This window comes from Duganella sp. GW821-FHT01E12 (assembly GCF_059422325.1).
Map to the genome: position 1 here is coordinate 70,088 of NZ_JBWKWR010000012.1, position 25,314 is coordinate 95,401.

The 25,314-nt window shown below is 65.5% G+C and carries 27 protein-coding genes; 17 read left to right on the forward strand and 10 right to left on the reverse strand.

Going from position 1 to position 25,314, the window contains the following annotated elements:
- Window positions 1-137: 137 nt before the first annotated feature.
- The 8 genes from rsmB to AC07WS_RS25645 all read left to right on the forward strand — a co-directional run bounded on the left by rsmB (window position 138) and on the right by AC07WS_RS25645 (window position 8,227).
- Window positions 138-1,541 carry a 16S rRNA (cytosine(967)-C(5))-methyltransferase RsmB gene (rsmB, locus tag AC07WS_RS25610; protein ID WP_494731777.1) on the forward strand — a complete coding sequence of 468 codons (1,404 nt, stop codon included), beginning with the start codon at window positions 138-140 and terminating at the stop codon, window positions 1,539-1,541.
- On the forward strand, window positions 1,534-2,175 hold the full coding sequence (locus AC07WS_RS25615; RefSeq protein ID WP_494731778.1) for a DUF4390 domain-containing protein: 642 nt from the start codon (window positions 1,534-1,536) through the stop codon (window positions 2,173-2,175). The genes rsmB and AC07WS_RS25615 overlap by 8 nt, the downstream gene beginning before the upstream one ends.
- A complete protein-coding gene (locus AC07WS_RS25620; protein WP_494731779.1) occupies window positions 2,176-4,473 on the forward strand; it encodes a sensor histidine kinase in 2,298 nt (765 codons plus the stop codon).
- Between the two features lie 63 nt (window positions 4,474-4,536).
- Window positions 4,537-5,244, forward strand: coding sequence for a response regulator (locus AC07WS_RS25625; RefSeq protein ID WP_117012845.1), 708 nt, complete (start codon window positions 4,537-4,539; stop codon window positions 5,242-5,244).
- Window positions 5,245-5,260: 16 nt separating this feature from the next.
- Window positions 5,261-5,662: a GTPase gene (locus AC07WS_RS25630; RefSeq protein WP_494731780.1), complete on the forward strand. Its 402-nt coding sequence runs from the start codon at window positions 5,261-5,263 to the stop codon at window positions 5,660-5,662.
- Window positions 5,663-5,773: 111 nt separating this feature from the next.
- Window positions 5,774-6,031 carry a BTH_I0359 family protein gene (locus tag AC07WS_RS25635; RefSeq protein WP_494731781.1) on the forward strand — a complete coding sequence of 86 codons (258 nt, stop codon included), beginning with the start codon at window positions 5,774-5,776 and terminating at the stop codon, window positions 6,029-6,031.
- Between the two features lie 53 nt (window positions 6,032-6,084).
- Entirely contained in the window at window positions 6,085-6,858 is a 774-nt protein-coding gene (locus AC07WS_RS25640; protein WP_494731782.1) for a class II glutamine amidotransferase, read from the forward strand.
- A gap of 88 nt (window positions 6,859-6,946) precedes the next feature.
- On the forward strand, window positions 6,947-8,227 hold the full coding sequence (locus AC07WS_RS25645; RefSeq protein WP_494731783.1) for an EAL and HDOD domain-containing protein: 1,281 nt from the start codon (window positions 6,947-6,949) through the stop codon (window positions 8,225-8,227).
- Window positions 8,228-8,246: 19 nt separating this feature from the next.
- Here AC07WS_RS25645 and AC07WS_RS25650 read toward each other — a convergent pair whose 3' ends face one another.
- Window positions 8,247-8,624, reverse strand: coding sequence for an SPW repeat protein (locus tag AC07WS_RS25650; protein WP_494731784.1), 378 nt, complete (start codon window positions 8,622-8,624; stop codon window positions 8,247-8,249).
- A gap of 160 nt (window positions 8,625-8,784) precedes the next feature.
- On the opposite strand from AC07WS_RS25650, the gene AC07WS_RS25655 reads away from it, so the two are divergent.
- Together AC07WS_RS25655 and AC07WS_RS25660 are read left to right on the forward strand one after the other, a co-directional pair.
- Window positions 8,785-9,738 carry an ABC transporter ATP-binding protein gene (locus AC07WS_RS25655; RefSeq protein ID WP_494731785.1) on the forward strand — a complete coding sequence of 318 codons (954 nt, stop codon included), beginning with the start codon at window positions 8,785-8,787 and terminating at the stop codon, window positions 9,736-9,738.
- An 11-nt stretch (window positions 9,739-9,749) separates the two neighbouring features.
- Window positions 9,750-11,063: an ABC transporter permease gene (locus AC07WS_RS25660; RefSeq protein WP_494731786.1), complete on the forward strand. Its 1,314-nt coding sequence runs from the start codon at window positions 9,750-9,752 to the stop codon at window positions 11,061-11,063.
- A gap of 13 nt (window positions 11,064-11,076) precedes the next feature.
- On the opposite strand, the gene AC07WS_RS25665 is transcribed toward AC07WS_RS25660, so the two are convergent.
- Both AC07WS_RS25665 and AC07WS_RS25670 read right to left on the reverse strand, forming a co-directional pair.
- Window positions 11,077-11,553, reverse strand: coding sequence for a PIN domain-containing protein (locus AC07WS_RS25665; protein WP_494731787.1), 477 nt, complete (start codon window positions 11,551-11,553; stop codon window positions 11,077-11,079).
- Entirely contained in the window at window positions 11,547-11,756 is a 210-nt protein-coding gene (locus AC07WS_RS25670; protein WP_494731788.1) for a hypothetical protein, read from the reverse strand. Before AC07WS_RS25670 ends, AC07WS_RS25665 begins: the two co-directional genes overlap by 7 nt.
- A gap of 183 nt (window positions 11,757-11,939) precedes the next feature.
- Between AC07WS_RS25670 and AC07WS_RS25675 the strand changes: the two genes are divergently transcribed.
- Entirely contained in the window at window positions 11,940-12,572 is a 633-nt protein-coding gene (locus AC07WS_RS25675; protein WP_494731789.1) for a hypothetical protein, read from the forward strand.
- A gap of 1 nt (window position 12,573) precedes the next feature.
- Here the strand turns inward: AC07WS_RS25675 and metH are convergent, their stop codons facing one another.
- Window positions 12,574-16,335: a methionine synthase gene (metH, locus tag AC07WS_RS25680; RefSeq protein ID WP_494731874.1), complete on the reverse strand. Its 3,762-nt coding sequence runs from the start codon at window positions 16,333-16,335 to the stop codon at window positions 12,574-12,576.
- Window positions 16,336-16,600: 265 nt separating this feature from the next.
- Between metH and AC07WS_RS25685 the strand changes: the two genes are divergently transcribed.
- Complete coding sequence (locus AC07WS_RS25685; RefSeq protein WP_494731790.1) at window positions 16,601-17,440, forward strand: glycosyltransferase; 840 nt, start codon at window positions 16,601-16,603, stop codon at window positions 17,438-17,440.
- Here the strand turns inward: AC07WS_RS25685 and AC07WS_RS25690 are convergent.
- Window positions 17,424-18,056: a TetR/AcrR family transcriptional regulator C-terminal domain-containing protein gene (locus AC07WS_RS25690; RefSeq protein WP_494731791.1), complete on the reverse strand. Its 633-nt coding sequence runs from the start codon at window positions 18,054-18,056 to the stop codon at window positions 17,424-17,426. The two genes, AC07WS_RS25685 and AC07WS_RS25690, sit on opposite strands and share 17 nt — an antisense overlap.
- Before the next feature lie 128 nt (window positions 18,057-18,184).
- On the opposite strand from AC07WS_RS25690, the gene AC07WS_RS25695 reads away from it, so the two are divergent.
- Genes AC07WS_RS25695 through AC07WS_RS25705 form a run of 3 tightly spaced genes read left to right on the forward strand, consistent with a single transcriptional unit; the run spans window position 18,185 to window position 20,267 of the window.
- A complete protein-coding gene (locus AC07WS_RS25695; protein WP_494731792.1) occupies window positions 18,185-18,847 on the forward strand; it encodes a DUF3313 domain-containing protein in 663 nt (220 codons plus the stop codon).
- A 41-nt stretch (window positions 18,848-18,888) separates the two neighbouring features.
- A complete protein-coding gene (locus tag AC07WS_RS25700; protein ID WP_494731793.1) occupies window positions 18,889-19,347 on the forward strand; it encodes a hypothetical protein in 459 nt (152 codons plus the stop codon).
- On the forward strand, window positions 19,344-20,267 hold the full coding sequence (locus tag AC07WS_RS25705; protein WP_494731794.1) for a DUF2145 domain-containing protein: 924 nt from the start codon (window positions 19,344-19,346) through the stop codon (window positions 20,265-20,267). Before AC07WS_RS25700 ends, AC07WS_RS25705 begins: the two co-directional genes overlap by 4 nt.
- On the opposite strand, the gene AC07WS_RS25710 is transcribed toward AC07WS_RS25705, so the two are convergent.
- Entirely contained in the window at window positions 20,264-20,902 is a 639-nt protein-coding gene (locus AC07WS_RS25710; RefSeq protein ID WP_494731795.1) for an NAD(P)H-dependent oxidoreductase, read from the reverse strand. The two genes, AC07WS_RS25705 and AC07WS_RS25710, sit on opposite strands and share 4 nt — an antisense overlap.
- 101 nt (window positions 20,903-21,003) lie before the next feature.
- On the opposite strand from AC07WS_RS25710, the gene AC07WS_RS25715 reads away from it, so the two are divergent.
- Complete coding sequence (locus AC07WS_RS25715; protein ID WP_494731796.1) at window positions 21,004-21,384, forward strand: MerR family transcriptional regulator; 381 nt, start codon at window positions 21,004-21,006, stop codon at window positions 21,382-21,384.
- On the opposite strand, the gene AC07WS_RS25720 is transcribed toward AC07WS_RS25715, so the two are convergent.
- Both AC07WS_RS25720 and AC07WS_RS25725 read right to left on the reverse strand, forming a co-directional pair.
- Window positions 21,347-21,955, reverse strand: coding sequence for a 2-hydroxychromene-2-carboxylate isomerase (locus tag AC07WS_RS25720; protein ID WP_494731797.1), 609 nt, complete (start codon window positions 21,953-21,955; stop codon window positions 21,347-21,349). The two genes, AC07WS_RS25715 and AC07WS_RS25720, sit on opposite strands and share 38 nt — an antisense overlap.
- 2 nt (window positions 21,956-21,957) lie before the next feature.
- Window positions 21,958-22,779 carry a CmcJ/NvfI family oxidoreductase gene (locus tag AC07WS_RS25725; protein WP_494731798.1) on the reverse strand — a complete coding sequence of 274 codons (822 nt, stop codon included), beginning with the start codon at window positions 22,777-22,779 and terminating at the stop codon, window positions 21,958-21,960.
- A 105-nt stretch (window positions 22,780-22,884) separates the two neighbouring features.
- Between AC07WS_RS25725 and AC07WS_RS25730 the strand changes: the two genes are divergently transcribed.
- Window positions 22,885-23,829, forward strand: coding sequence for a LysR substrate-binding domain-containing protein (locus tag AC07WS_RS25730; RefSeq protein WP_494731799.1), 945 nt, complete (start codon window positions 22,885-22,887; stop codon window positions 23,827-23,829).
- On the opposite strand, the gene fmt is transcribed toward AC07WS_RS25730, so the two are convergent.
- Entirely contained in the window at window positions 23,792-24,748 is a 957-nt protein-coding gene (gene fmt, locus AC07WS_RS25735; protein WP_494731800.1) for a methionyl-tRNA formyltransferase, read from the reverse strand. The genes AC07WS_RS25730 and fmt overlap by 38 nt on opposite strands.
- Window positions 24,749-24,766: 18 nt before the next feature.
- A complete protein-coding gene (gene def, locus AC07WS_RS25740; protein WP_494731801.1) occupies window positions 24,767-25,309 on the reverse strand; it encodes a peptide deformylase in 543 nt (180 codons plus the stop codon).
- Between the last annotated feature and the right edge of the window lie 5 nt (window positions 25,310-25,314).

Consider the following 25,314-nt stretch of genomic DNA (forward strand, 5'->3'; position numbering starts at 1 on the left):
TTATACTGGTTTGCCGCAGCCGGGTCACCGCAGCGGGACGCGATCGTTACAAGCGTTACAATCAGCTTCATCCCCTTGTCATATGCACTGCTGTATACTGCGCGATCACGCCCGCACGCCACACCTGGAATTAGCATATGAACAAGCGCCCGACGCTCTCCCTTAAGTCCCCCGCCAAGGCGGCAGCGCCCAAGCTGCGCGCCAGCCATGCGCGCGACCTGAAACCGGCGCTGCAAACCAGCTTCCAGACCGGCCTCAAGCCCGATTCGCTGGCCTACAGCCTGATCGGCGCGGCCCAGGCCGTGGCCCAGGTGCGCACCGGCACCAACCTGCCGCAGGCGCTGGCCCAGGTCTGGGCCAAGGGCGACGCCAGCCCGCAGGCGCGCGGCGCGATGCAGGACATCGCCTACCGCTGCATGCGCCAGCTGGGCCAGAGCGAGGCCCTGATCGGCCTGATGGCGCCCAAGGCGCCCGAGCCGCTGGTGGCGGCCCTGCTGGCCTGCGCGCTGGCGCTGATGACGGCGCCCGACGAGGTCCAGCCCTACGAGGAGTTCACCGTGGTCGATCAGACCGTGACGGCGGCCGACGCCCATCCGGACACGGCGCGCGCCAAGGGCATGGTCAACGCCGTGCTGCGCCGCTTCCTGCGCGAGCGCAAGGCGCTGCTGGAGTCCGCGCTGCTGCAGCCGGTGGCCAGGTGGAACTACCCGCAATGGTGGATCGACGCGGCCAAGGCCGCCTGGCCGCAAGACTGGCAGGGCGTGCTCGCGACCGGCAACAGCGCGCCGCCGCTCACGCTGCGCATCAACGCCCGCAAGACCACGATGGAACAATACCTGGCCACACTGGACGCGGCCGGCATGGCGGCCAGCCAGATCGGCCCGTACGCGGTGCGCCTGGCCAAGCCGGTCGGCGTGGGCCTGATCCCCGGCTTCGCCGACGGCGTGGTGTCGGTGCAGGACGCCGGCGCCCAGCTGGCCGCGCCGCTGCTCGATGTCCAGGACGGCATGCGGGTGCTGGACGCCTGCGCCGCGCCCGGCGGCAAGACCTGCCACATCCTGGAGCTGGCCGACGCCAGCGTGACGGCGCTGGACGCCGACGCCAAGCGCCTGGCGCGGGTGGGCGAGAACCTGGAGCGCCTGGGCCAGCAGGCCACGCTGCGCACCGCCGACGCCCAGAGCGCCGGCTGGTGGGACGGCAAGCCGTTCGACCGCATCCTGGCCGACGTGCCGTGCACGGCCTCGGGCATCGTGCGCCGCCACCCGGATATCCGCTGGCTGCGCCGCAAGGGCGACACGCTCCAACTTGCAACACTTTCGTCCAAAATCCTCGACAACCTTTGGCAGATGCTGGCACCGGGTGGTAAATTGCTATTCGTGACATGTTCCTTGTGGCCGCAGGAATCCGAGGCGCAGGCCGCCGCGTTTGCAGTACGAAACCAGGCCGTGCGGCTCGACGCGCCCGGCCAGTTGCTCCCCGCCGGTGGCGCAGGGCAGGATCACGATGGTTTGTTCTACGCGCTGTTCCAGAAAAATGCGTAACCGTTTTGCCTGTTTAGTTTCCCCTTTGCTACCGACGGATCTTTTGAGCACCGGCCTCCACGTGACATCACGATTTTTCCGCCTCCTGATCGGACCCCTGCTGCTGATAATGGCCTGCCTGCTGCCGCAGGTGGCCAGCGCCGCGGAAGGCGTGGAAATCCGCCGCTGGCAGATCGAGGCCAGCGACGAGGGCTACCGCCTCAACGCCAAATACAGTTTCGAGCTGACCCACGACATGGAGGACACGCTGCAGTACGGCGTGACCCTGTACTTCACCACCGAGATCGAGTTCACGCGGCCGCGCTGGTACTGGTTCGACGCGCAAGCCATCGTCAAGCGCCAGACCATCAGCCTGTCCTACAACGTGCTCACGCGCCAGTACCACGTGACGGTGGACGGCAACGTGCGCCAGACCTTCTCGTCGCTGGACGACGCGCTGTTCCTGATCCGCAGCCCCAACCGCTGGCTGGTGGCGCAGCGCGGCCAGCTGGAGGTCGGCAAGACCTACAACGTCAAGCTGAGCATGGGGCTGGACCCGAACTACGTGTCCAAGCCGCTCAAGGTGACCGCGCTCAACAGCAGTGAATGGCGCCTGGCGTCCGACAAGAAAATCTTCCAGTACAAGGCGGAGTAAGTGAGCACTGCCCTGCGGTATTTTTCCGTCGTCGGCGGCGCCATCGTCAGTATCCTGCTGTTCCTGCTTGCTTCGGCCTCCGACAACTCCGGCTTCTTCGACCGCTACTACGCCTGGCTGCTGGGCCTGAACGCGGCGGTGGCCGGCGCGCTGCTGCTGCTGGTGGCCGTGTCGCTGTTCCGGCTCTACGGCCGCTACAAGAGCGGCAAGTTCGGCTCCAAGCTGATGACGCGGCTGGTGCTGCTGTTCGCCGCCATCGGCGTGCTGCCGGGGCTGGTCATCTTCCTGGTCTCGGTGCAGTTCGTCTCCCACTCGATCGAATCATGGTTCAACGTGCCGGTCGAGGAGGCGCTCGAGTCCGGCATCAACCTCAGCCGCGCAGGCCTGGACGCGGCGCTCAAGGAACTCACGGCCACCGCCAGCCAGACCGTCCAGCAGCTGTCCGAACAACCGTACGGCACCGAGCGCGCCACGCTGGCCGGCCTGGTCAAGGAGCGCAACGGCCTGCAGAACGCCATCATCGTCGACGGCGACGGCGGCCTGATCATCAGCGCCCGCGCCAGCCGCAGCGGCAACCTCAGCGCCGACCTGCCGACCCGCGAGATGATGGCCAAGGCCAAGGAGGGCGACAACTACGGCGCGCCCGAGGGCGGCAACGAGCTGCGCAGCAACCTGATCAACGCGCCGGCCAGTGCGCAGGACACCGCCAGCCAGCTGCGGCTGCGGGTGGTGATGGCGATCCCGGACCAGGTGCAGGCCAACGGCACCCACCTGGCGCCGCGCTACCTGCAGCTGATCCAGCTGGCGCCGGCCCAGCTGGCCGCCGACGGCGAGACCATCCGCAGCGCCTATTCTGACTACAAGGAGCGCTTCGTGGCGCGCGTGGGCCTGCGCAAGATGTACATCGTGACCCTGACCTTGACCTTGCTGCTGGCCGTGTTCGGCGCCATCGCCAGCGCCTTCCTGATCGCCAGCGACCTGGCCCAGCCGCTGCTGCTGCTGGCCGAGGGCACGCGCGCGGTGGCCGAGGGCGACCTGTCGCCGCGCCCCATCGTCGCCACCTCGGACGAGCTGGGCACGCTGACGCAATCGTTCAACACCATGACGCGCCAGCTGTCGGACGCCCGCAGCGCCGTCGAGCGCAACCGCGCCGCGCTGCAGAACGCCAAGACCCACCTGGAATCGGTGCTGGCCAATATGTCGGCCGGCGTGATGGTGCTGGACCACGAGTTCCACCTGATCAGCTGCAACGACTCGGTCGAGCGCATCCTGCAGCAGGCCGGCGTGACGATGATAGGCCAGAAGCTCGACCAGATCGAAGGCTTGCAGGAATTCGGCGGCGCCATCGTGGCGGCGTTCGCGGCGCAGAGCGCGCAGTCGGCGGCCGGGCGCAACCTGCAGCGCCTGCACTGGCAGCGCCAGATCGAGGTGCCGCGCCGCTCGGCCAGCCTGGACGACAACGACCTGACCCTGCTCACGCGCGGCTCGCGCCTGCCGGTCGAGGGCGGCGGCAGCGGCTACCTGGTGGTGTTCGACGATATCTCGGACGTCATCTCGGCCCAGCGCTCGATCGCCTGGGGTGAGGTGGCGCGCCGGTTAGCGCACGAGATCAAGAATCCGCTGACGCCGATCCAGCTGTCGGCCGAGCGGCTGCAGATGAAACTGGAGGGCAAGCTGTCGGCGGCCGACAATGACCTGCTCAACAAGGGCACTGCCACCATCGTCAACCAGGTGGCGGCGATGAAGCGCATGGTCGACGATTTCCGCGACTACGCCCGCACCCCGCCGGCCGTGCTGGAACCGCTGGACCTGAACGCGCTGGTCGAGGAGATCCTGCACCTGTACCTGCGCGGCGAGGGCGACGACATCATCCACCCGCAGCTCACGCCGGGCCTGCCGCTGGTGATGGGCGACCAGACCCAGCTGCGCCAGGTGATCCACAACCTGCTGCAGAACGCGCAGGACGCGATGGCCGAGCTGCCGGCCGGTTCGCCGCAAGCGCGCATTGACGTGATCAGCGAAGCCATTCATTATCAGGGCGCGGACGGCAGCACGCGCACGGCGGTGCGTTTGGCGATCTCCGACAACGGTCCCGGGTTCGCGCCCAAGATCCTGGCGCGGGCGTTCGAGCCGTATGTCACCTCCAAGGCCAAGGGCACCGGCCTGGGGCTGGCGATGGTGAAAAAGATTATCGATGAACATGGCGGACGGATCGATATCCAGAACCATGTCGATAGAAGTGGCGCGTCGGTATTGATTTTGCTGTTAAAGTTAGCACCGACGTCGCAAAATACCTAAGTATCACTGATTAAAAAAATCATTGCCGGCCATGAGCTGGCGAAATGAGGAAGGCAAGGGAAGATGGCAAACATTCTGGTAGTGGACGATGAAATGGGTATCCGCGAGTTGCTCTCGGAAATCTTGAGCGACGAGGGACATGCGATACAACTGGCGGAAAACGCCCAGCAGGCGCGCGAGGCGCGGGCCGGCGGCGCGCCCGACCTGGTGCTGCTCGATATCTGGATGCCGGATACCGATGGCGTCACCTTGCTCAAGGAATGGCAGCGCGACGGTTTGCTGACCATGCCGGTGATTATGATGTCGGGCCATGCGACCATCGATACGGCGGTCGAGGCCACCCGCATCGGCGCGCTCAATTTCCTGGAGAAGCCGATCGCGTTGCAAAAGCTGCTCAAGGCGGTGCAGCAGGGCCTGACCCGCGCGCAGGAAACCGTGCGCGCGCCGGCGCTGGCGCCGCGTCCGGTCGCGGCGGCCCAGCCCGAGGAGGCGCAGGGCTTCAACCAGCCCAATCCGGCGGCGGCGATCTCCGTGCGCGGCGGCGCCACCGTGGCCGGCGCCGACAACCACATGTTCAACCTGTCGTTCGACCTGCCGCTGCGCGAGGCGCGCGACGCCTTCGAGCGCATGTACTTCGAGCACCACCTGGGCCGCGAGGGCGGCAGCATGACCCGTGTGGCCGAGAAGACCGGCCTGGAGCGCACCCACCTGTACCGCAAGCTCAAGCAATTGGGCGTGGAGCCGGGCAAACTCGCAAAAAAGGGCGCCTGAGCCCGTGACCGGACCCATGTCCACCGGCGCAGCCCCAGTCAAACGGGCGCCGGTGCCGACCTGGCTGGTGACGGGCTCCCGCGCCGCCGAGCGCGAAGCTGCCATCGCGGCGCGCCTGGAAACAGGCGTGTCCTGCGTCGCCATCCTGGAAGGCCTGGCCGACGGCGGTGCGGCGCTGGCCTTCGACGATCCCATTCCCTACGATCCTGCGCCGCAAGTGTTGCGTATTGCTCCAGGCTGCCTTCATTGCAGCGGCAATCTCATTTTGCGAGTAACATTGAATCGTGTGCTGCGCCATCCTCCCGCGCGGCTCTACATCAGCCTGGCATCCGCCGAGCACCTCGAACTGCTGCGTTCCTGGCTGTCCGAGGCGCCCTACGGTGAGTTGCTGGATTTGCAATCCGACATCGCGGCCTAAGCCCCGCCCGCTGATCGGCCTTGATTTGGCCTTGAATCGTCCGCTTTCAGCCCCATTTCGGTCCTGAAGGCGCAACCGAGTAGTGTTACGCCCCTTGTGAAAGGAAGCAACATGAACCTCATCTATAACAGCGAGCAATACAGTGTTGTCGAATTTGGCGCGGATCGTACCCTGGAGGCGCTGCGTTTCGGCGGCTACGAGATAGTCGACAAAGGCGGCAAGCGCGAAATCTTCATCAACGGCATCCTGGCGCAGAACTTCCGCCGCGACGTCAACGAGTTGATCGCGGGCGAACCGACGATGGCGGAAATCGATGAGTTTTTGGGCAGCTATGATGAGCTGATGAGCCATCCGGTGCTGCTGCACTAAGAAAAGCGGGCGGCGCATGGTATGGTTCTGCTGTAACAACAGAGAACCCGACCATGTGCCAACTTCTAGGAATGAACTGCAATGTCCCCACCGACATTGTGTTCAGCTTCACCGGCTTCGCCATGCGCGGCGGCCAGACCGATACCCACCACGACGGCTGGGGCATCGCTTTTTTCGAGGGCGCCGGCGTGCGCCACTTCGTCGACCACCAGGCCGCGATCGCCTCGCCCATCGCCGAGCTGATCAAGCGCTACCCGATCAAGTCCACCAACGTCATCGCCCACATCCGCAAGGCCACGCAGGGTCAGGTGGCGCTGGAAAACTGCCATCCCTTCGTGCGCGAGCTGTGGGGGCAGTACTGGGTGTTCGCCCACAACGGCGACCTGAAGCAATTCGCGCCCGTGCTCAACGGCGCCTACCGCCCGGTCGGCACCACCGACAGCGAGCTGGCCTTCTGCTACATCCTGCAGCATCTGCGCGCCCGCTTCGGCGAGCGGCGCCCGCCGCTGCCCGCGCTGCGCGCCGCGCTGGCCGAGCTCACGCGCGAGATCGCCGGCTACGGCACCTTCAACATGCTGCTGTCGTCCGGCGGCGAGCTATTTGCCCATTGTTCGACCCATTTGTACTACCTGGTGCGCCAATATCCGTTCGACACGGCCAGGCTGTCGGACGAGGATGTCAGCGTGGATTTCTCGCAGGTGACCACGCCCAACGACCGCGTGGCCATCATCGTCACCCAGCCTTTGACCACCAACGAGCAGTGGACGGCCTTCGCCGCCGGCGAGCTGAAGCTGTTCATCGACGGCGTTCCGCAGGGAGAAAGCTGAGCCAAATTATCCAAGACAGGTCTGGATATTGCTGTCAGAATATTAGTACGGCGAAATATCAGCCCCATGTTTTGTACTGACAGAAGCGATGATCGACCTTACCCTACACGATACCGGCCCCCGGAGCCTGCGCGTGCGCGAGTTCTATCTGGGGCGCCAGCCTATCCTGGACCGCAATCAAACCGTGTTCGGCTACGAGTTGCTTTTCCGCAACGCTCCGGTCGGCCCGGCACACATCACCAATGAATTGTCGGCCACGGCGGCAGTGATCGCGCACGCTTCGCAACTGGGCATGGAAAAAACCATCGGCGACGCGCTCGGCTTCGTCAATGTGGACGCGGACGTCCTCATGACCGACATCTTTTCCTTCCTGCCGCGCGAAAAAGTGGTGCTGGAAGTGGCCGAGAGCATGCCCTTGACGCCGCAGGTGCTGGCCCGCATGACGGACCTGGCCGGCCACGGCTTCCGCTTCGCGCTGGACGAGCTCGTTGGCGACGGCCCCAACCTGGCCGCGCTGCTGCCGCTGGCCGAATACGTCAAGCTGGACCTGCGCACGCTGCCGCTGCCCACGCTGATGAAGCTGGCCCCGCGCTTCCACCAGGATAAGAAGAAGCTGGTGGCGGAAAAGGTCGAGACCCGCGACGAATTCAAGACCTGCCTGGACCTGGGCTTCGATTACTTCCAGGGCTATTATTTCTCCAAGCCGGTCATCATGAGCGGCAAGAAGCTGTCGCCGTCGCAGCTGGCGGTGATGGAACTGATGACCCTGGTCACCTCGGACGCGGACAACCAGGAAATCGAGCGCGCCATCAAGCGCGACGTGTCGCTGGCGCTGAACCTGCTGCGCCTGGTGAACACGCCGGCCGTCGGCGCGCGCCAGCGCATCGACTCGCTGAGCCAGGCGGTGACGATACTGGGCCGCCGCCAACTGCAGCGCTGGCTGCAGATCATGCTGTACGCCGAGCCGAGCAAGCGCGGCCACAGCATGACGCCGCTGCTGATGCTGGCCACCACGCGCGGCCGCCTGCTGGAGCTGTTGGCCGGCAAGCTGCGCCCCAGCCATCGCCATGTGGCCGACATCGCCTTCACGGTCGGCATCATGTCGCTGATGGACACGCTGTTCGGCATGCCGATGGCCGAGATCCTGGCGCAGATCCCCGTCAACGACGAGGTGTCGCAAGCCTTGCTGCACCGCGCCGGCTTCTTCGGCGACCTGCTCAAGCTGGCCGAATGCATCGAACGCATCGAGGAAATGGACGACCAGATCATGCCCGCCCTGCAAGACCTCGCCATGTCCACCGAAGAACTGGTGGAGCTGGAGATGTCCGCCTTCGAATGGAGCGACAACGTGGTGCGCTACGCGCTGTAACGCACTCCGCTTGGCCGGGTCACGTCGCGTGGCCCGCGCCGGGCCAGTGCTTGTGCAGCTCGGGATCGGTCTGCATTTCCCACAGCGCCAGCACGACCACGGCGATGCCCACCACGACCGAGTTCCACATCAGCTCGCGGTTATCGGCGGTACGCAGCACCCACGGGGAAACCGCGACCCAAATCCCCACCAGCAAATTGAGCACCACGGCCCAGAAGTAGGTCTTGTACAGATCGCAGGCCGCCAGGATCGCCACCACCGCGCCGGAAATGAACGCGGTCCACGCCTGGATCGACGGTATCGGATATGCAAACACCCACGGTGAAATAAAGAACCACAGCCCTAGCAGCAGGATCAGCTGATCCTGCCAGCGTTTGACGGTTGGATTGGTTGCCATATGCGCCTCCCTGGTCACAAGTCAACAAACCGCCGGACGGCGGCGTTCATTCTTAGGCCGCCCACGGACGTAAAAGTTCACTGCCGCTTCAATGGACTTGCCATAAAAGTATCGCAACGCTATGCTTGCCGCTTATTTAAAATACACGACAGGATGGCTTATGGCATCGGTTTTACTCAGCGTGAATCAGGTCTCCAAATCGTATGGCGCGCGCAAGGCGGTCGACGGCGTGTCGTTCCAGGTGCAGCAGGGCCAGACCGTCGGCCTGATCGGCCCCAACGGCGCCGGCAAGTCCACCACGGTCGGCATGATCTGCGGCCTGCTGCGCAGCGACAGCGGCGGCATCGTCATGGACGGCGAGACCATCGGCCAGGGCCTCAGCGAGGCCAAGCGCAAGATCGGCTTCGTGCCGCAGGACCTGGCGCTGTACGAGGACCTGTCGTCGCTGGAAAACCTCAAGCTGTTCGGCGCGCTGTACGGCCTCAAGGGCGCGCTGTTGAAGCAGCGCTGCGAACAGGCGCTGGCGCTGGTCAACCTGGCCGACCGCGCGCACGACAAGCCGTCCACCTATTCCGGCGGCATGAAGCGGCGCCTGAACATCGCCGCCGCGCTGCTGCACGATCCGCAGCTGCTGATCCTGGACGAACCCACCGTCGGCGTCGATCCGCAAAGCCGCAACGCCATCTTCGACACGCTGGAAGCGCTGAAGGCGCAGGGCCGTTCGCTGATCTACACCAGCCACTACATGGAGGAGGTCGAAAGGCTGGCCGACCACATCGTCATCATCGACCACGGCAAGGTGCTGGCCGACGAGACCCCGGCCGCGCTGTACCGCCGCCTGCCGGCGCAGGCCGCCCTGCGCGCCGAGCTGTCGGCCGCGCCGTCGGCTGCGCTGCTGTCGGGCGCGCGGGCGCTGCCCGGCGTGAGCGGCGTGCAAGGCGAGGGCAACGCGCTCGACATCGGCCTGGCCGACGCCTCGCACGCGCCGGCCACGCTGGCCTGGCTGGCGGCCGAATGCGCCACCGCGGGCGTGGCGCTGCTGCACTTCGCCACCGCCAAGACCTCGCTGGAAAACATCTTCCTCAACCTGACCGGCCGCAGCCTGCGCGACTGATAGGACTACCCATGACTGCATTGATCGCCCTGGTCCGCAAGGACCTGATCCTCTATATCAACGACAAGCGCGCGCTGATGCTGCACCTGCTGATGCCGGTCATCCTGGCCGCGTTCTTCGGTTCGCTGTTCGGCGGCGGCTCGGAAGCCAAGACCAGCAAGATCGACGTGGGCCTGGTGCAGCTGGACCAGTCCGACAGCGGCAAGAAGATCGCCGCCGGCCTGAAGGCCGACAGCGCGCTCAAGATCGTCGAACTGAGCGACGCCGACGCCAAGGCCAAGGTCCGCGCCGGCAAGCTGCCGGTGGCGGTGGTGATCCCCGACGGCTTCGGCGAACAGGCGGCCGACGCGCTGTTCGGCGGCCAGAACAAGCCGCAGCTGCCGGTCTACTACGACCCGTCGCAATCGACCGTGCTGGCCATGGTCAAGGGCCTGCTGACGCAGCAGGTGATGCAGGTGACCAGCGCCGCCGTCATCAGCCCCAAGGGCAGCAAGACCACCGAGAAGCAGCTGGACGCGCTGCGCGCCAGCACCGCGGACAATCCCGACGCCGCGCAGCTGAGCGAATTCCTCACCAGCCTGAAGAAGTTCCAGGACCAGCGCGCCGCCGCCGAGGCCGAGAAGGAGGCCGAGGCCAAGGCCAGCGGCAAGCCGGCGCCGGCCGACGCGCCGGTCGGCATGACCATGCCCTACACCACGCAGGACCAGGCGCTCAGCAGCGGTCCCAAGTACAACGGCTATGCGCATTCGTTTGCCGGCATGGGCGTGCAGTTCATCCTGTTCATGGGCATCGACATGGGCGTGGGCATCCTGCTGGCGCGCCGCACCGGCGTGTGGAACCGCCTGCTGGCGGCGCCGGTGTCGCTGACCACGGTGCTGTGGGGCCGCGCCATCTCCGGCGCCCTGATCGCGATGGGCCTGATGTGCGCGATGTTCCTCTGCGCCATGCTGATCTTCAAGGTGGAGATCGGCAGCCTGGGCGGTTTCCTCGGCATGGCGGCCAGCTTCGCGTTGATGACGGCGGCCTTCGGCCTGCTGATTGCCGCCTTCGGCAAGACGCCGGAAGCGGCGCGCGGCATCGCCGTCTTCGCCACGCTGATCATGGTGATGCTGGGCGGCGCGTGGGTGCCGTCCTTCGTCTTCCCGGAATGGGTGCAGCAGGCGACGCTGCTGGTGCCGACCCGCTGGGCGGTCGACGGCTTCGACGCCGTCACCTGGCGCGGCCTGGGCCTCGACGGCGTGCTCATGCCGATCGCGGTGCAGCTGGGCTTTGCCGCCGTGTTTGGCGGCATAGCCGGTTGGAGGTTCTTGCGCGACCAAAAATAGCGGATGCGGAGGCCTATTTGGCGACCGTGATCGTGACCCAGTGCTTGATCTTTTGGCCGCTCGCGTCTATGGTCGCCACCCACTGGCCCTGATACGGCGTGTGATGTGTGACCATCTTGAAGTCCAGCGCGTTGCGGGTGAGTACCGTCCGGCCGGTGACGAACGCGGTCGCGGCGATAATCGAATCGGGTAGGCGCTTCCTGCCATGTCCGCAGCCAGTGATCGGGTTTTTGTTGAACGCCGCCGCCAGCTTGATGATCTGGTCGTTCGTATGTATTACTTGAACTGTTTGCGCCGCCTGCCCAGCCGCCAGGAATGCTTCAAACATCGCCAGTTCGGCGGGCTCACAGCCTGAGGCGACTTCTGCGTAGGTGATGGCGCTCATGGCAATATCGATATGGCTGTCAAGCACGTGCTTTGCGTCTGGAACTCCGCCCAGCGCATCAATCCAAATGTTCGTGTCGATAATGACTGGCTGATCAATTACCATGCTTTGCGCATCTGATCCTGGTATTCAATGCCGTCCACAGGCCCGCCTTCGCGGTCTCTCCACATGCCGGTGATCATGCTGACGGCTTTGCGGTGCATGGCCAAGCGTTCGGCTCGCAGTTGGGCTTCGGATTTGGCTGCGGCCTGCTTTGCCTCCGCCGGCGCAGCTGACGCCTTGCCCGATTTTTGTGCCTTTGCAGTCATATTCACGATTTCCTCAAAGGTGTATCGCCATGAACAATACACTACCACTTATGCATAGGCACGTGTGTCATTTGAAAAAAATCAAGCACGTGCGAAATGCCGGTGCCTAGGCCGGATGGTAGCTAAAGTTTCCACAAAACAATCCGATACATAAGGATACAAACCGTTTCGTGAGCTTTTTGCATGGCTTTATCCGTCCGAGCCCTGATCGCGCATTGCGTGAACCAGGTGATCCGTCAGTACTACCCCGAGCAATATTGTTCGTTGTGCCACGTCTATGCCGTGATCGGCTCCAACCTGGCCAGCATCGTGCTGGACCGGGTGTACCGGCCGGTGGCGGGCCTGGCCGCGGTCGATTGCGGCGGCGGCCAGCTGATGCGCATGATGGACAATGCGGCCTTCGCCAATCCGGCCGGCGGTTCCTACCACTGCTGGATCGAATCGGCCGACGACCTGATCGCCGAACGCGAAGTGATTGATTTGACTTTCCGTCACAACCACGTCTACGCGCTCAAGAACGGCTACGGCTGGCAGCGCGAGCTGCCGCCCGATTTCCTGTGGGGGCCGCAGAGCAGCATCGTGGTGCAGGCGCACCCGGACGCGCTGCCATCCGCCTTCCCCGACGGCACCGTGTGGCTGCATGAAACCGACGAGGGCTGGCAGTGGATGACGCAGCAATTGCTGGCGCATCAGAACGCCTTCGTGGCGCTGACGGCCGAGGCCTACAAGCTGTTCCAGGCCAGCCTGCCGCCGCAGTCCACGCTGCTGGCCAAGCCTGCCGGCGCGACGGCCACCATGGCGATGGCCGAACTCTGAATCAGGACAGGTTGGGCGCCAGCCAGCGTTCCATCTCGGCCTTGTCCACGTGGCGGCGGGCGGCCATGTCGTTCAACTGATCCTCGCCGATTTTCCCCACCACGAAATACTTCGACTCCGGGTGCGCGAAGTAGAAGCCCGACACCGCCGCGCCCGGATACATCGCGTACGACTCGGTCAGCACCATGCCGATCTCCTCGGCCTGCATGGTGTTGAACATCTCGCGCTTGACGGTGTGCTCCGGGCAGGCCGGGTAGCCCGGCGCCGGACGGATGCCGACATACTTCTCGGCGATCATGTCGTCGTTGCTCAGCGCTTCGCCGGCGGCATAGCCCCACAGGTCGGTGCGCACGCGCTCGTGCAGGTATTCGGCGAAGGCTTCGGCCAGGCGGTCGGCCAAGGACTTGAGCATGATCGACGAGTAGTCGTCGTGCGCGTCCTCGAAGCGCTGCTCGTACTTCTCGATGCCCAGACCGGCCGTCACGGCGAACATGCCGATGTAGTCCTTGATGCCCGACTCTTTAGGCGCGATGAAGTCGGCCAGGCACTGGTTGGGCCGCTGCACGCCGTCCACCACCGGCTTGACGCCCTGCTGGCGCAGGCCGTAGTAGGTGAAGTCGACCGTACTGCGGGTGTCGTCGGTGTAGATCTCGATGTCGTCGTCGTTGACGCTGTTGGCCGGCAGCAGGGAGACCACGCCGTTGGCGGTCAGCCAGCGGCCATCGATCAGCTTCTTCAGCAGCGCCTGGCCTTCGGCGTACACCTTGGTCGCCGCCTCGCCGACCACCTCGTCCGTCAGGATGGCGGGGAAGGGGCCTGCCAAATCCCAGGTCTGGAAGAACGGGCCCCAGTCGATGTACTTGGCGATGGTGGCCAGGTCGACGTTCTTGAATTCGCGGCGGCCGATGAACTTCGGCTTGACCGGCGCGAACGACAGCTTCATCTTGTTGGCGCGCGCATCCTTCAGCGACAGCATCGGCAGCGCCTTCTTGTTGGCGTGCTGCTCGCGGATGCGCACGTAGTCCTGCTCGATCTCGTCGATGTACTGCTGGCGGCTCTCGGGCGTGAGCAGCGACTGCGCCACCGACACCGAACGCGACGCGTCCGGCACGTACACCACCGGGCCCTCGTAGTTGTGGGCGATCTTGACGGCGGTGTGGGCGCGGCTGGTGGTGGCGCCGCCGATCAGCAGCGGGATCTTCATCATGCGGAAGTGCTCGTCGCGCTGCATCTCCTTGGCCACGTGGGCCATCTCCTCCAGCGACGGCGTGATCAGGCCGGACAGGCCGATGATGTCGGCGTTTTCCAGCTTGGCGCGCGCCAGGATCTCGGAGCAGGGCACCATCACGCCCATGTTCACCACCTCGAAGTTATTACACTGCAGGACCACCGAGACGATGTTCTTGCCGATGTCGTGCACGTCGCCCTTGACGGTGGCGATGACGATCTTGCCCTTCGGCTTGGCGACGATGCCGGTGCGCGCCTCCTCGGCCTTCTTCTCCTCCTCGATGTAGGGGATCAGGTGGGCCACGGCCTGCTTCATCACGCGCGCCGACTTGACCACCTGCGGCAGGAACATCTTGCCCTGTCCGAACAGGTCGCCGACGATGTTCATGCCGTCCATCAGCGGGCCTTCGATCACGTGGATAGGGCGGCCGTTGGCGGCCAGCACCTGCTGGCGCATCTCCTCGGTGTCGTCGGTGATGAACTGGGTGATGCCGTGCACCAGCGCGTGCGCCAGGCGCTTCTCGACCGGGGCGTTGCGCCACTCGAGGTTCTGCGCATCCTGCTTGCCGGCGCCGGCCTTCAAGGTGCCGGCGATGTCGATCATGCGTTCGGTGGCGTCGTCGCGGCGGTTCAGCACCACGTCCTCGACGCGCTCGCGCAGCTCGGCCGGCAGGTCGTCGTACACGCCCACCATGCCGGCGTTGACGATCCCCATGGTCATGCCGGCCTTGATGGCGTGGTACAGGAACACGGTGTGGATCGCCTCGCGCGCCGGGTCGTTGCCGCGGAAGGAGAACGACACGTTCGACACGCCGCCCGAGATCTTCGCGTGCGGCAGGTTGTCCTTGATCCAGCGGGTGGCGTTGATGAAGTCCACCGCGTAGTTGTTGTGCTCTTCGATGCCGGTGGCGATGGCGAAGATGTTCGGGTCGAAGATGATGTCCTCAGGCGGGAAACCGACCGTGTTCACCAGCAGCTTGTAGGCACGTTCGCAGATTTCGATCTTGCGTTCGAAGGTGTCGGCCTGACCCTTTTCGTCGAAGGCCATGACGATGACGGCGGCGCCGTAGCTCAGGCACAGCTTGGCCTGGCGGATGAACTCCGCCTCGCCTTCCTTCATCGAGATCGAGTTGACGATGGACTTGCCCTGCACGCACTTCAGGCCCGCCTCGATCACCGACCATTTGGACGAGTCGATCATGATGGGTACGCGCGAGATGTCCGGTTCGGAGGCGATCAGGTTCAGGAAGCGCGTCATGGCCGCCTGCGAATCGAGCATCGCCTCGTCCATGTTGATGTCGATGACCTGGGCGCCGTTTTCCACCTGCTGGCGGGCCACGCTGAGCGCCTCGTCGTACTGCTCGTTGAGGATCATGCGCGCGAAGGCCTTGGAGCCGGTGACGTTGGTGCGCTCGCCGACGTTGACGAACAGCGAGTCGTCGTCGATGGTGAACGGCTCCAGGCCGGACAGGCGCTGCGCCACCGGCACATGCGGCACGGTGCGCGGCTTGACCTTGGCGAGGATCTCGCCGATGGCCTTGATGTGGTCCGGCGTGGTGCCGCAGCAGCCACCGGCGACGTTGATGAAGCCCGCCTCGGCGAACTCCTTCAGCAGCGCGGAAGTGTCGGCCGGCAGCTCGTCGAAGCCGGTGTCGCTCATCGGGTTGGGCAGGCCGGCGTTGGGGTAGATGCAGACGAAGGTGTCGGCGATCTGCGACAGCTCCTCGGCGTAGGGGCGCATCAGCGCCGCGCCCAGCGCGCAATTGAGGCCGATGGTCAGCGGCTTGGCGTGGCGCACCGAGTTCCAGAAGGCCGGCACGGTCTGGCCGGACAGGATGCGGCCGGAGGCGTCGGTCACGGTGCCGGAGATCATCAGCGGCAGGCGCGGCACGCCCGGGTTCTCTTCGTAGAATTTGTCGATGGCGAACAGCGCGGCCTTGCAGTTCAGGGTGTCGAAGATGGTCTCGACCAGCAGCACGTCGACGCCGCCTTCGATCAGACCCTTGGTCTGCTCGTGGTAGGCCTCGACCAGCTGGTCGAAGGTGATGTTGCGGGCGGCCGGGTCGTTCACGTCCGGCGAGATCGACGCGGTCTTGGGCGTCGGCCCGAGCGCGCCGGCCACGAAGCGCGGCTTGTCGGCGCTGCTGTACTTGTCGCAGGCGGCGCGCGCCAGCTTGGCCGCTTGCACGTTCATCTCGTAGGCCAGGTGGCCCATGTGATAGTCGTCCTGCGCGATGGTGGTGGCGCCGAAGGTGTTGGTCTCGATCAGGTCGGCGCCGCCGGCCAGGTAGCGCTCGTGGATCTCCTGGATCACCTGCGGCTGGGTCAGCGTCAGCAGCTCGTTGTTCCCTTTGACGAACAGCTCGCGCGCGCCGGAGTCTACCGGCGCGGCGAAGTCGATGAACCGGCCGTTGGGGCCGCCGCGATACGCGGTTTCATCGAGCTTGTACTGCTGGATGATGGTGCCCATCGCGCCGTCGAGGATCATGATGCGGCGCGCAAGAATCTCGCGCAGCTGGGCATCGGTCTTGGACATGACGGGGCGGGACACGTTGTTATTCATTTATTACTTTCAGTAGTCGTGGGCGAGCGCGCCGGGGATTGCTGGCGGTCTAAAATTATACGGCATCACGGAACTTGCTTCAGCGGACTGCCGCGGCGCAGCAACAATCTGCCAAATTTGCTTGTTTTTACATCGCGCAGCTTTGCGACACACAGCGATACCGGGGCGCTACAGTGCGCAATCGGCCTGCAACATGGGGCCGCGAGAATGGACTCCCCTCCATTCACCGCGCGCCACGATGAAAATCACCGTCATAATTTCGGCGCACTGCAAAGGCCGCGAACTCGAATGCGTGCTGACCGGCTACGCCATGCAAAGCCGCCGGCCGGATCAGGTCATCATCGCGCAGGACGGGCGCGATCCCGCGATCGGCGCCGCGGTGGAGGCGGCGCGGCGGCGCGGCTGGACCATCCCGCTGCTGTACCAGAACCAGGAGCAGCGCGGCTTCGGCAAATACCGCGCCCTCAACCGCGCCGTGCTGGCCGCCAGCGGCGACCTGCTGCTGTTCACCGACGGCGACTGTATCCCGCGCGACGACTACGTGGCCAACTTTGTGCGGCTGATGCGGCGCGGGATCTTCCTGTCGGGCGGCAGCCATGTCAGCATCCCGGAAGCCTACCACCTGCGGCACGACCTGCTGGAGGCGGTGCGCGACCAGAGTTTGTTCGATTACCGCTACCTGCGCGCGATACCGGGTTTCAGCAAGAGCGCGAACCGGCTGATCCGCAACCGCTGGCTGGCGCGCGCGCTGGACCTGCTCACGCAGCGCAACGCCTTCAGCGGCTCCAACAGTTGCGCCTGGCGCGACGATGTGCTGGCGGTGGGCGGCTTCGACGAGCGGATGGCCTACGGAGGCGGCGACCTGAACATGGGATTGCGGCTGAACCACCTCGGCGTGCGCGGCGTGCGGGCGCGGCATACGCTGGTCAGCCTGCACCTGGACCATGGCCGCAGCTACTATTGCGCCGACCTGGAGCGCGCCAACCACGACTGGAACCGGCAAGTGCGCCAAAGCCGCCTGGTGCTGCCGCGCGAGTCGCAGATTTGCGACGAGGCGTTTTTCAACCTGCCGGCGTAGATCTCGGCGTCGCGCCGGCGAAGAACATTTCGGTGGCGCGCTTGACCATCGCGCGGATTTCCGGTTGCGACAGCGGCGGCGGGTTGCGCTGGTACAGGCGCACGTCCGCCTCCGCCGTCAGCAGCGCCAGAAACTGCTGCGCGGTGACCTTGGGATCGGCCCGGCGGATGTCGCCCCGTTCCATGGCGCCCGCCAGCACCGCCGCCAGCGTCTCCACCGACGTGCTCGGGCCGGCGTCGTAGAACAGCTGGCCGACGTCCGAGCGGCCCGACTCGGCCACCACCATGCGGTACACCGCCAGCGCGCTCTTGTCGTTGGCCAGCACGCCCAGCATCCGCACGCCAAAATGCTCCAGCGCCGCCTCCAGCCCGGCCAGGCTGGTCGGCGCGGTAGACAATTCCCGCGTCGCGTCGGCCAGGTGGCCGGTGGCGCACGATGCCACCACCGCCATGAACAGCGCCTCCTTGGACGGGAAGTAACCATACAGCGTGACCTTCGATCCGCCCCAGCGCTTGGCCACCTCACTCATCGTCGCGCCTTCATAGCCGGTTTCCTGAAACAGCGCGTCGGCTGCCTCCACGATGGCCTGGCGGCGCGCCTCGGTACGTACCTTCATTGCTACTCCATATCTGAACCCCGTCGTACATTTTATGCGCAAAACACGCTTGACAGTAGTGGCTGATCACCCCAATACTGTACTCAAGCGTTCAGTTGTGAATCTCCCTCCTCAAATAAGGCCATCCCATGCACTCCTCATTCAAGTTGCAGCTTCCCCTCGTGCTCGCCCTGTGCGGCGCAATCGCCGGTTGTGCCAGCACCCAGCCGGTTCCGTATGGCGGACTGGCGTCGGCGGACCAGCTGCGTCCCAACGCCGGCGACAAGACCGGGCGCGTTCCCTACAGTTATTCGACGGCCGTCACGCTGCGCGACTATTCGAGCATCATCATCGATCCGGTCCAGGTCTATCGTGGCCAGGACAGCCAGTTCGAGGAGGTGACAGACGAGGAGAAGGACATGCTGGCCGCCTACATGCAGGGCGAGTTCGAGTCGCGCCTGCGCAGCCGCCTGCGGATCAGCAGGGACGCCGGCTGGAAAACGCTGCGCCTGAAGCTGACGCTGACCGGCGCCAAATCCAGCACGCGCTTCCTCAGCACGGTCTCGCGCTTCGACCTGGTCGGCGGCCCGTACAACATCGTGCAAAGCATACGGGGCAAGGAGGGCGCGTTCACCGGATCGGTGAGCTACGCGGTGGAGCTGTACGACGCCAGCACCAACCTGCTGGTGAGCGCCTACATCGCCAAACAATATCCCAGCCCGATGAACATCTCGGCCAGCCTGGGCACGATGGACGCGTCCAAGGCCGGCATCCGCAGCGGCGCGGACGAGCTGCTCGCCGCGTTCAACTGAAAACATCTATACTTGCCGTTTGCAAAAATTGAGGACATCCGATGCACATCTCCCTCCCACTCCGCCTGATCGCCGCCGCCGGCGCGCTGGGTCTGGCCCTGCACGCTAACGCCGACAGTTTCGTCTCGTCGGCATCGAGCGCCGGCTCCGCGTCCAGCGGCAGCATTTCCGATTCGCTGAACGGTTCGAGCAACAGCTCCGGCGGCGACAAGCGCAAGGTCGCCGACGGCGAATACCGCATCATCCAGATCGCCGCCACGCCGGATCGCGCCGACCGCACCCGCATCACGATGCAGGCCAACGATCCGCAGCAGCGCGTGGTGCTCGATCTGCCGCAGGTCACCTTCGACAAGCAGCGCCTGGTCGTCGGCGACGCGATGTACGCGCAGAACCGCGCCTACGGCATCGAGTTCGGTCGCGGCGACACGCACCAGCCGTTCTACCTGGTGCTGGCCGACGAGTGGTACGGCGAGCTGGCCTCGCGTCCGGTCACTCTTTGAAGCCATTGCGCGCGCTGGCGCTGGCCGCGCTGACCTGCGCGGCGCTGTGTGCGGCGGGCGCGGCGCAGGCCGGCGGTTCGTCCGGCGCTTCGCGCTTCTGCGACCGCGGCCAGCCGCTCACCGCCGCCGAACAAGACCGCCTGCTGCGCTTTGCCGCCGTGCTGCGCGAGGAGCTGGCGGACGTCGGCGACAACGTGGCGCTGGTCAGCCGCTCGGGCCTCGACTTGTCGCGCTTCGACATCCGCTACTCGCATGCAGCGCTGGCGTGGCGTTCGGACACCGGCGCCTGGTCCGCGCGCCAGCTGTACTACGCCTGCGATGAAAGCCGTCCCCGCATCTTCGACCAGGGCCTGGCCGGCTTCGCGCTCGGCACCGACGATCCGGCGCTGGGCTATGTTTCCATCGTGCGCCTGCCGGCCGAGGCGATCGCGCCGCTGCGGCCGGCGCTGCTCGACGGCCCGCGCGTGCAGCATCTGCTGGCGGCCAAATACAGCGCCAGCGCCTACGCCTTCAGTGTGCGCTACCAGAACTGCAATCAGTGGGTGATGGAGATGCTGGCCGCCGGCTGGGGCAATCTGACCGACGGCGACGACCTGCGCGAACGCGCCCAGGCCTGGTTGCGCGATGAGCGCTACGCGCCGCAGCCGGTGCAGGTGGGCTCGCGCTTGCTGATGCTGGCGTCGCACTTCGTGCCGCTGCTGCATCTGGACGACCATCCGGACGAGGACCGCTCGGCCATGCAGCTGCGCGTCAGCCTGCCCTCGACGGTGGAGGCGTTCGTGCAGCAGCGCTATCCGGCCAGCGTGCGCGTGGAGCTATGCCACGACGATGAGCAGATCGTCATCCATCGCGGCTGGACGCCCATCGCCGCTGGCTGCAAGCCGGGCGAGGGCGACCGGGTGGTATCGCTGCGCGATTAAGCGATCTCGGTGATCAGGTTGGGGCGCGAACGGCGCACCTTCTTGAGGTTGACCAGCCAATCGCCTTCCGGCTGGCGGTAGCCGATCGGCAGCAGCACCACGCTGCGCAGCTTGCGCTCTTTCAGCGACAGGATCTCGTCGACGGCGGCCGGATCGAAGCCTTCCATCGGCGTGGCGTCCACGCCTTCAAACGCGGCGGCCACCATCGCCACGCCCAGCGCGATGTAGGCCTGGCGCGCGGCGGCGTCGAAGTTGGCCTGCTGGCCGCGCGCGGCCACGGTGCCCAGCAGCTGCTTGCGATAGGCTTCCCAGCCTTCGTTGATGACGCCGCGCTGCTCGTTGGTCAGGTCGAACATCATGTTGACGCGGTCGGCGGTGATGTCGTCCCACGCCGCGAACACCAGCAGGTGCGAGCTCTCGCTGATCTGCGACTGGTTCCAGCCCACGGCCTGGATCTTGGCGCGGATGTCCGGGTTGGTCACGATGAAGACTTCGAACGGCTGCAGGCCGCTGGAGGTCGGCGCCAGGCGGATCGCTTCCAGGATGCGTTCCAGTTTTTCGTCGGCCACCTTCTTGGTAGGGTCGAACTTCTTGGTGGCGTAGCGCCAGTTCAGTTTGTCAATTACTTCGGTCATGTGGGACTCCAAGTGATAAATCGTTAATGCGCCCCCAGCCAGCAAGCTCTGGAGTACCGATCTATAATAAGTTTCAAGCTAACTTGAGAGTCAAGGCAAAAATGAAAATAGGTGAACTGGCCCGTAAAACCGGCCTGACCCCGTCCGCGATCCGGTTCTATGAGGAGCAGGGCTTGCTGTCGCCGATCTCGCGCACCGCCAGCGGCTATCGCGAGTACGCCAGCAATGCCACCGAGCGCCTGCACATGATCCAGGTGTCGAAGCGGTTGGGATTCTCGCTCGATATCATCCGCGGCATGTTCACGGAAAGCGGGCAGTGTTCGAAAACGAAGACGCTGGCGCTGACGGAGATCCGCCTGCGCGAGATCGAGGAGCAGCAGGCCACGCTGGCGCAGCAGCACAGCGATCTGCTGGCGCTGCGCGTGCGGCTGAAGGATGACAGCGTCAGCGCGCCGTGCCGTAAGAACTTCGCGGTGAACTGAGCGCCATCGCCAGCGCGTCGTCCAGCCGGTCGTTCCCCCAGAACATGGCGTCGCCGACCAGGAAGGTGGGCGCGCCGAAGATGTGGCGGGCCTTGGCCTGTTCGGTGCGCCCGCGCAGCCTGGCCTTGTTCTCGTCCGCTTGCGCGGCGCGCAGGATGGCTGCGGCATCCTGGCCCAGCGCGGACAATATCTCAGCCATGCATTGCTCGCTGCCGATGTCGCGGTCCTCGGCGAAGTTGGCCAGCATGGTGCGTTCGCAGAAGTCGGTCATCCACGGCTGCGTTTCGCACAGGATGCCGATGCGCGCGGCCAGCAGCGAATTGCGCGGGAAGGTGGACGGCTGCCGCCACGGCAGGCCGTACTTGGCGCACTGGCGCGGCATGTCCTGCCACACGTAGGCGCCTTTGTCCTTCTGTAGCACGAAGGGCGAGTTGTTCCAGCCGGCTTCCTTGAAGATGGGGCCGAGCAGGAAGGGGCGCCATGCCACGCCGTCCGGCGCCAGCTGGCGGATGCGCATCACGCTCAGGTAGCTGTAGTTGCTGGCGAAGTCGAACCAGAATTCCATCTTCATTCTTATCTCCCTTGATAGATCAGCAGGCAGCGGATTTCTATGCTTTCCCTTGGCGGCGCATCCGGCGGCGCGTTCGCGTGCTCGAAGGCGGCATGCGGCGTGTAGCGGGCCACCGGGCCGGGCGCGGAATCGAACTGCTTGAACACCAGCACCTCGTCGCGCGTCATCGCCGGGAAGTAGGACCATGCATGATCCGTATTGTGCACCGCCTGGTAGATTTCGCCGTTCCGCTCGGGATAAAAAATATCGCTGGCCACCAGGTCGGACGGCGTGGCGCTGCGGGCGTCGCACACGGCCAGCGGCGCGTCGAGCACCGGATGGCGGATCGGCCGCCACAGGTTGACGATGCTGTAGCGCTGGACCAGCGCCGTGTCGCCTTGCAGTTCAAGTTCCAGCCTGCGCCGCGCGGATGCCGGCGTGAAGTCGCAATGCACGCGGCCCGCCGCGCCGGGACGCTGGCCTTCGATGCGGCCGAATGCTTGCGGCGCGCCGGGCATGCGCTTGCGTACCAGGTGATCGAACACGAAGGCCTGGCTGGCGCCGGTCAGCGCCAGGGCCAGCTCGGCCACTTCGGGATAGTAGAGCCGCACGACTTCTTCCTTGTCCGTGAAATCGCGCACGGCGCTGGGAGCGTCGCGCAGCAGATAGCCTTCCCGGTCCAGCGAAAGCTGCGCGTCGGCGCGGGCGTCGCGTATCGTCACCGGCACGCGCTGGTAGCTGGCGTTCTGCCACGGCTGGCCGTCGGGCGGCGGGTACATATAGGTGTACGGACGTTCCGGCGTCGGGCACAGATACTCCAGCGCGGCGGTGGTGGTGTGTGTCATCGCTTCCTCCCTGAAAGCTCCATTGAATCCGATCGCCGTGCCGCGCTCAAACGATATATCCGGCGGTTTCGCATTCCAGATTCGCATGCGTGATACATTCACGGCATGGCTAATCGTCTTTTGGATCTTCCTCCGCTGGACTTGCTGCGCAGTCTGGTCGCAGTCGGACGGTGCATGAGTATCACGCTCGCCGCGCAGGACATGTGCGTGACGCAATCGGCGCTCAGCCGCCAGATACAGGCGCTGGAGGCCACGCTGGGCTATCGCGTGCTGGTGCGCGGCCATCGCTCGATCGAGTTCACGCCCGAGGGACGGCGTCTGTTCCGCCATGCCGACGCGATGCTGGAGCAGCTGGGCGAAGTGGTGGCCAGCCTGCGGCCCGGCGATGCGCGCCAGGCGGTGACCATCAGCGCCAGTATCGGCGTGACGGCCTTGTGGATACTGCCTCGCCTGAACGCCTTCCAGCAGGCCGCGCCGCAGATCGATGTACGCGTGGCGGCCAGCAACCGCTTCGTGGACCTGGAGCGCGAGCAGGTGGATTTGTCGCTGCGCTATTGCCGGCCGCAGGACGCGCCGGACGGCGCGCTGCGCCTGTTCGGCGAGGCGCTGGTGCCGGTGGCGCATCCGGCGTTGGCGGTGTCCGCGATCGAGGATGTGGCGCAGTTGCGCAGGCAGGTGCTGCTGGAGTTCGACGACGTGTCGCGCCCGTGGCTGCAATGGCCGGCGTGGTTGCGCGGCGCCGGCGCGGGGCGCGCCAAGCCGAAGGGCGTGCTGCGCTTTAATCAGTACGATCAGGTGGTGCAGGCGGCGTTGGCGGGGCAGGGCGTGGCGCTCGGCCGGCTGGAATTGGTGCGGCCCTTGCTGGAACAGGGCAAGCTGGCGCTGGCCAGCGCGCTGCCGGCAACGGCCTGCGCTTACGCATACTGGCTGATCGCCCGCAGCGCGCTCAGCGCGGATGCGGTCGTGGTCAGGGATTGGATAGTGGAAGAGGCGGCGCGCGCCGGCCGCGTGATCAGGCGAAGCTCAAGCCTTCGAGCGGAAAGCCTTTGATGAATTCCGCCGCCGGCAGGCGTTTGCCGCCCGGCTTTTGCAGCTCGGTCAGGCGCAGCGAGCCGCTGCCGCACGAGACCACGATGCCATGCTGCGCATCGGCAGCGAGCACCTGGCCGGGTTGCGCCTTGCTGTCGGCTTCCAGCACTTCGGCGCCCCACAGTTTGACGTTGACGCCGTTGACCGTGCCGTGCGCGCCGGGGAAGGGATTGAAGGCGCGGATCTTGCGGCCGATTTCCGCCGCCGATAGCGAGAAGTCCAGCGCCGCTTCTTCCTTGCTGATCTTGGCGGCGTAGCAGACACCCGCCTCCGGCTGCGGCACGGCTTCCAGCTGGCCGTGCTGCATCTTGCGCAGCGCTTCGACGATCATCTTGCCGCCCAGGGCGGCCAGCTTGTCGTGCACCATGCCGGTGGTGTCCTGCGCGCCGATGGCGATGCGCTCGATCAGCAGCATCGGGCCGGTGTCCAGGCCTTCTTCCATCTCCATGATGGTGATGCCGGTTTCGCTGTCGCCGGCCTCGATGGCGCGGTGGATAGGCGCGGCGCCGCGCCAGCGCGGCAGCAGCGAGCCGTGGATGTTCAGGCAGGGCTTGATGTCCAGCGTGGCGCGCGGCAGGATCAGGCCATAGGCCGCCACCACCATCACGTCGTACGGCGTGGACAGCAGGCGCGCATGCGCTTCCTTCGCCTGCTCGGCGCGCAGCGGGTCTTTGCTGTCGGTGCGCAGCGACAGCGGCTGCAGCACCTCGATGCCCTGCGCCAGCGCGTACTGCTTGACGGCCGACGGTTGCAGGTGCATGCCGCGTCCGGCCGGACGATCCGGCTGGGTCAGCACCAGCGGAATTTCAAAGCCTGCCTCGTGCAGGGCTTGCAGGGCCACTGCGGCGAATTCCGGCGTGCCGGCGAAGATCACTTTCATGCGGTTTCCCTGTCTGGCTTAGAAGCGGCGGCCGGCGGCGCGCAGCTGTGCTTCGCGCGCCATGCCGCGCTCTTCCTTGACCAGCTTGGCCTTGATGCGGTTGCGCTTCAGCGGCGACAGGTATTCGACGAAGACCTTGCCCAGCAGGTGATCCATCTCGTGCTGAATGCAGACCGCCAGCAGGCCGTCCGCTTCCACTTCGAACGGCTGGCCCTTGACGTCCAGCGCGCGCACCTTGATCTGGGCGTGGCGCTCCACGCCGTCGTAGATGCCGGGCACCGACAGGCAGCCTTCGTCGTAGACCTGCTTTTCTTCGCTGGCCCAGATGATTTCCGGATTGATGTAGGCGACCAGCGCATCCTTGGTCTCGGAGATGTCGATCACGACCAGCTGTTCGTGCACGTCGACCTGCGACGCGGCCAGGCCGATGCCGGGCGCGTCGTACATGGTCTCGGCCATGTCGGCCACCAGCTGTTCCAGCTTGGCGTCGAAGACGGCCACTGGCTTGGCGACTTTATGCAGGCGCGGATCGGGGTAACGCAAAATATTTAAGATGGCCATATGCA

What these genes read in the sequence shown, in the direction of transcription:
- rsmB (WP_494731777.1), top strand. Translation starts at nt 138, where the DNA reads ATGAACAAGCGCCCGACGCTCTCCCTTAAGTCCCCCGCCAAGGCGGCA.
- AC07WS_RS25615 (WP_494731778.1), top strand. Translation starts at nt 1,534, where the DNA reads ATGCGTAACCGTTTTGCCTGTTTAGTTTCCCCTTTGCTACCGACGGAT.
- AC07WS_RS25625 (WP_117012845.1), top strand. Translation starts at nt 4,537, where the DNA reads ATGGCAAACATTCTGGTAGTGGACGATGAAATGGGTATCCGCGAGTTG.
- AC07WS_RS25630 (WP_494731780.1), top strand. Translation starts at nt 5,261, where the DNA reads ATGTCCACCGGCGCAGCCCCAGTCAAACGGGCGCCGGTGCCGACCTGG.
- AC07WS_RS25635 (WP_494731781.1), top strand. Translation starts at nt 5,774, where the DNA reads ATGAACCTCATCTATAACAGCGAGCAATACAGTGTTGTCGAATTTGGC.
- AC07WS_RS25640 (WP_494731782.1), top strand. Translation starts at nt 6,085, where the DNA reads ATGTGCCAACTTCTAGGAATGAACTGCAATGTCCCCACCGACATTGTG.
- AC07WS_RS25645 (WP_494731783.1), top strand. Translation starts at nt 6,947, where the DNA reads ATGATCGACCTTACCCTACACGATACCGGCCCCCGGAGCCTGCGCGTG.
- AC07WS_RS25650 (WP_494731784.1), bottom strand. Translation starts at nt 8,624, where the DNA reads ATGGCAACCAATCCAACCGTCAAACGCTGGCAGGATCAGCTGATCCTG.
- AC07WS_RS25655 (WP_494731785.1), top strand. Translation starts at nt 8,785, where the DNA reads ATGGCATCGGTTTTACTCAGCGTGAATCAGGTCTCCAAATCGTATGGC.
- AC07WS_RS25660 (WP_494731786.1), top strand. Translation starts at nt 9,750, where the DNA reads ATGACTGCATTGATCGCCCTGGTCCGCAAGGACCTGATCCTCTATATC.
- AC07WS_RS25665 (WP_494731787.1), bottom strand. Translation starts at nt 11,553, where the DNA reads ATGGTAATTGATCAGCCAGTCATTATCGACACGAACATTTGGATTGAT.
- AC07WS_RS25670 (WP_494731788.1), bottom strand. Translation starts at nt 11,756, where the DNA reads ATGACTGCAAAGGCACAAAAATCGGGCAAGGCGTCAGCTGCGCCGGCG.
- AC07WS_RS25675 (WP_494731789.1), top strand. Translation starts at nt 11,940, where the DNA reads ATGGCTTTATCCGTCCGAGCCCTGATCGCGCATTGCGTGAACCAGGTG.
- metH (WP_494731874.1), bottom strand. Translation starts at nt 16,335, where the DNA reads ATGTCCAAGACCGATGCCCAGCTGCGCGAGATTCTTGCGCGCCGCATC.
- AC07WS_RS25685 (WP_494731790.1), top strand. Translation starts at nt 16,601, where the DNA reads ATGAAAATCACCGTCATAATTTCGGCGCACTGCAAAGGCCGCGAACTC.
- AC07WS_RS25690 (WP_494731791.1), bottom strand. Translation starts at nt 18,056, where the DNA reads ATGAAGGTACGTACCGAGGCGCGCCGCCAGGCCATCGTGGAGGCAGCC.
- AC07WS_RS25695 (WP_494731792.1), top strand. Translation starts at nt 18,185, where the DNA reads ATGCACTCCTCATTCAAGTTGCAGCTTCCCCTCGTGCTCGCCCTGTGC.
- AC07WS_RS25700 (WP_494731793.1), top strand. Translation starts at nt 18,889, where the DNA reads ATGCACATCTCCCTCCCACTCCGCCTGATCGCCGCCGCCGGCGCGCTG.
- AC07WS_RS25710 (WP_494731795.1), bottom strand. Translation starts at nt 20,902, where the DNA reads ATGACCGAAGTAATTGACAAACTGAACTGGCGCTACGCCACCAAGAAG.
- AC07WS_RS25715 (WP_494731796.1), top strand. Translation starts at nt 21,004, where the DNA reads ATGAAAATAGGTGAACTGGCCCGTAAAACCGGCCTGACCCCGTCCGCG.
- AC07WS_RS25720 (WP_494731797.1), bottom strand. Translation starts at nt 21,955, where the DNA reads ATGAAGATGGAATTCTGGTTCGACTTCGCCAGCAACTACAGCTACCTG.
- AC07WS_RS25725 (WP_494731798.1), bottom strand. Translation starts at nt 22,779, where the DNA reads ATGACACACACCACCACCGCCGCGCTGGAGTATCTGTGCCCGACGCCG.
- AC07WS_RS25730 (WP_494731799.1), top strand. Translation starts at nt 22,885, where the DNA reads ATGGCTAATCGTCTTTTGGATCTTCCTCCGCTGGACTTGCTGCGCAGT.
- fmt (WP_494731800.1), bottom strand. Translation starts at nt 24,748, where the DNA reads ATGAAAGTGATCTTCGCCGGCACGCCGGAATTCGCCGCAGTGGCCCTG.
- def (WP_494731801.1), bottom strand. Translation starts at nt 25,309, where the DNA reads ATGGCCATCTTAAATATTTTGCGTTACCCCGATCCGCGCCTGCATAAA.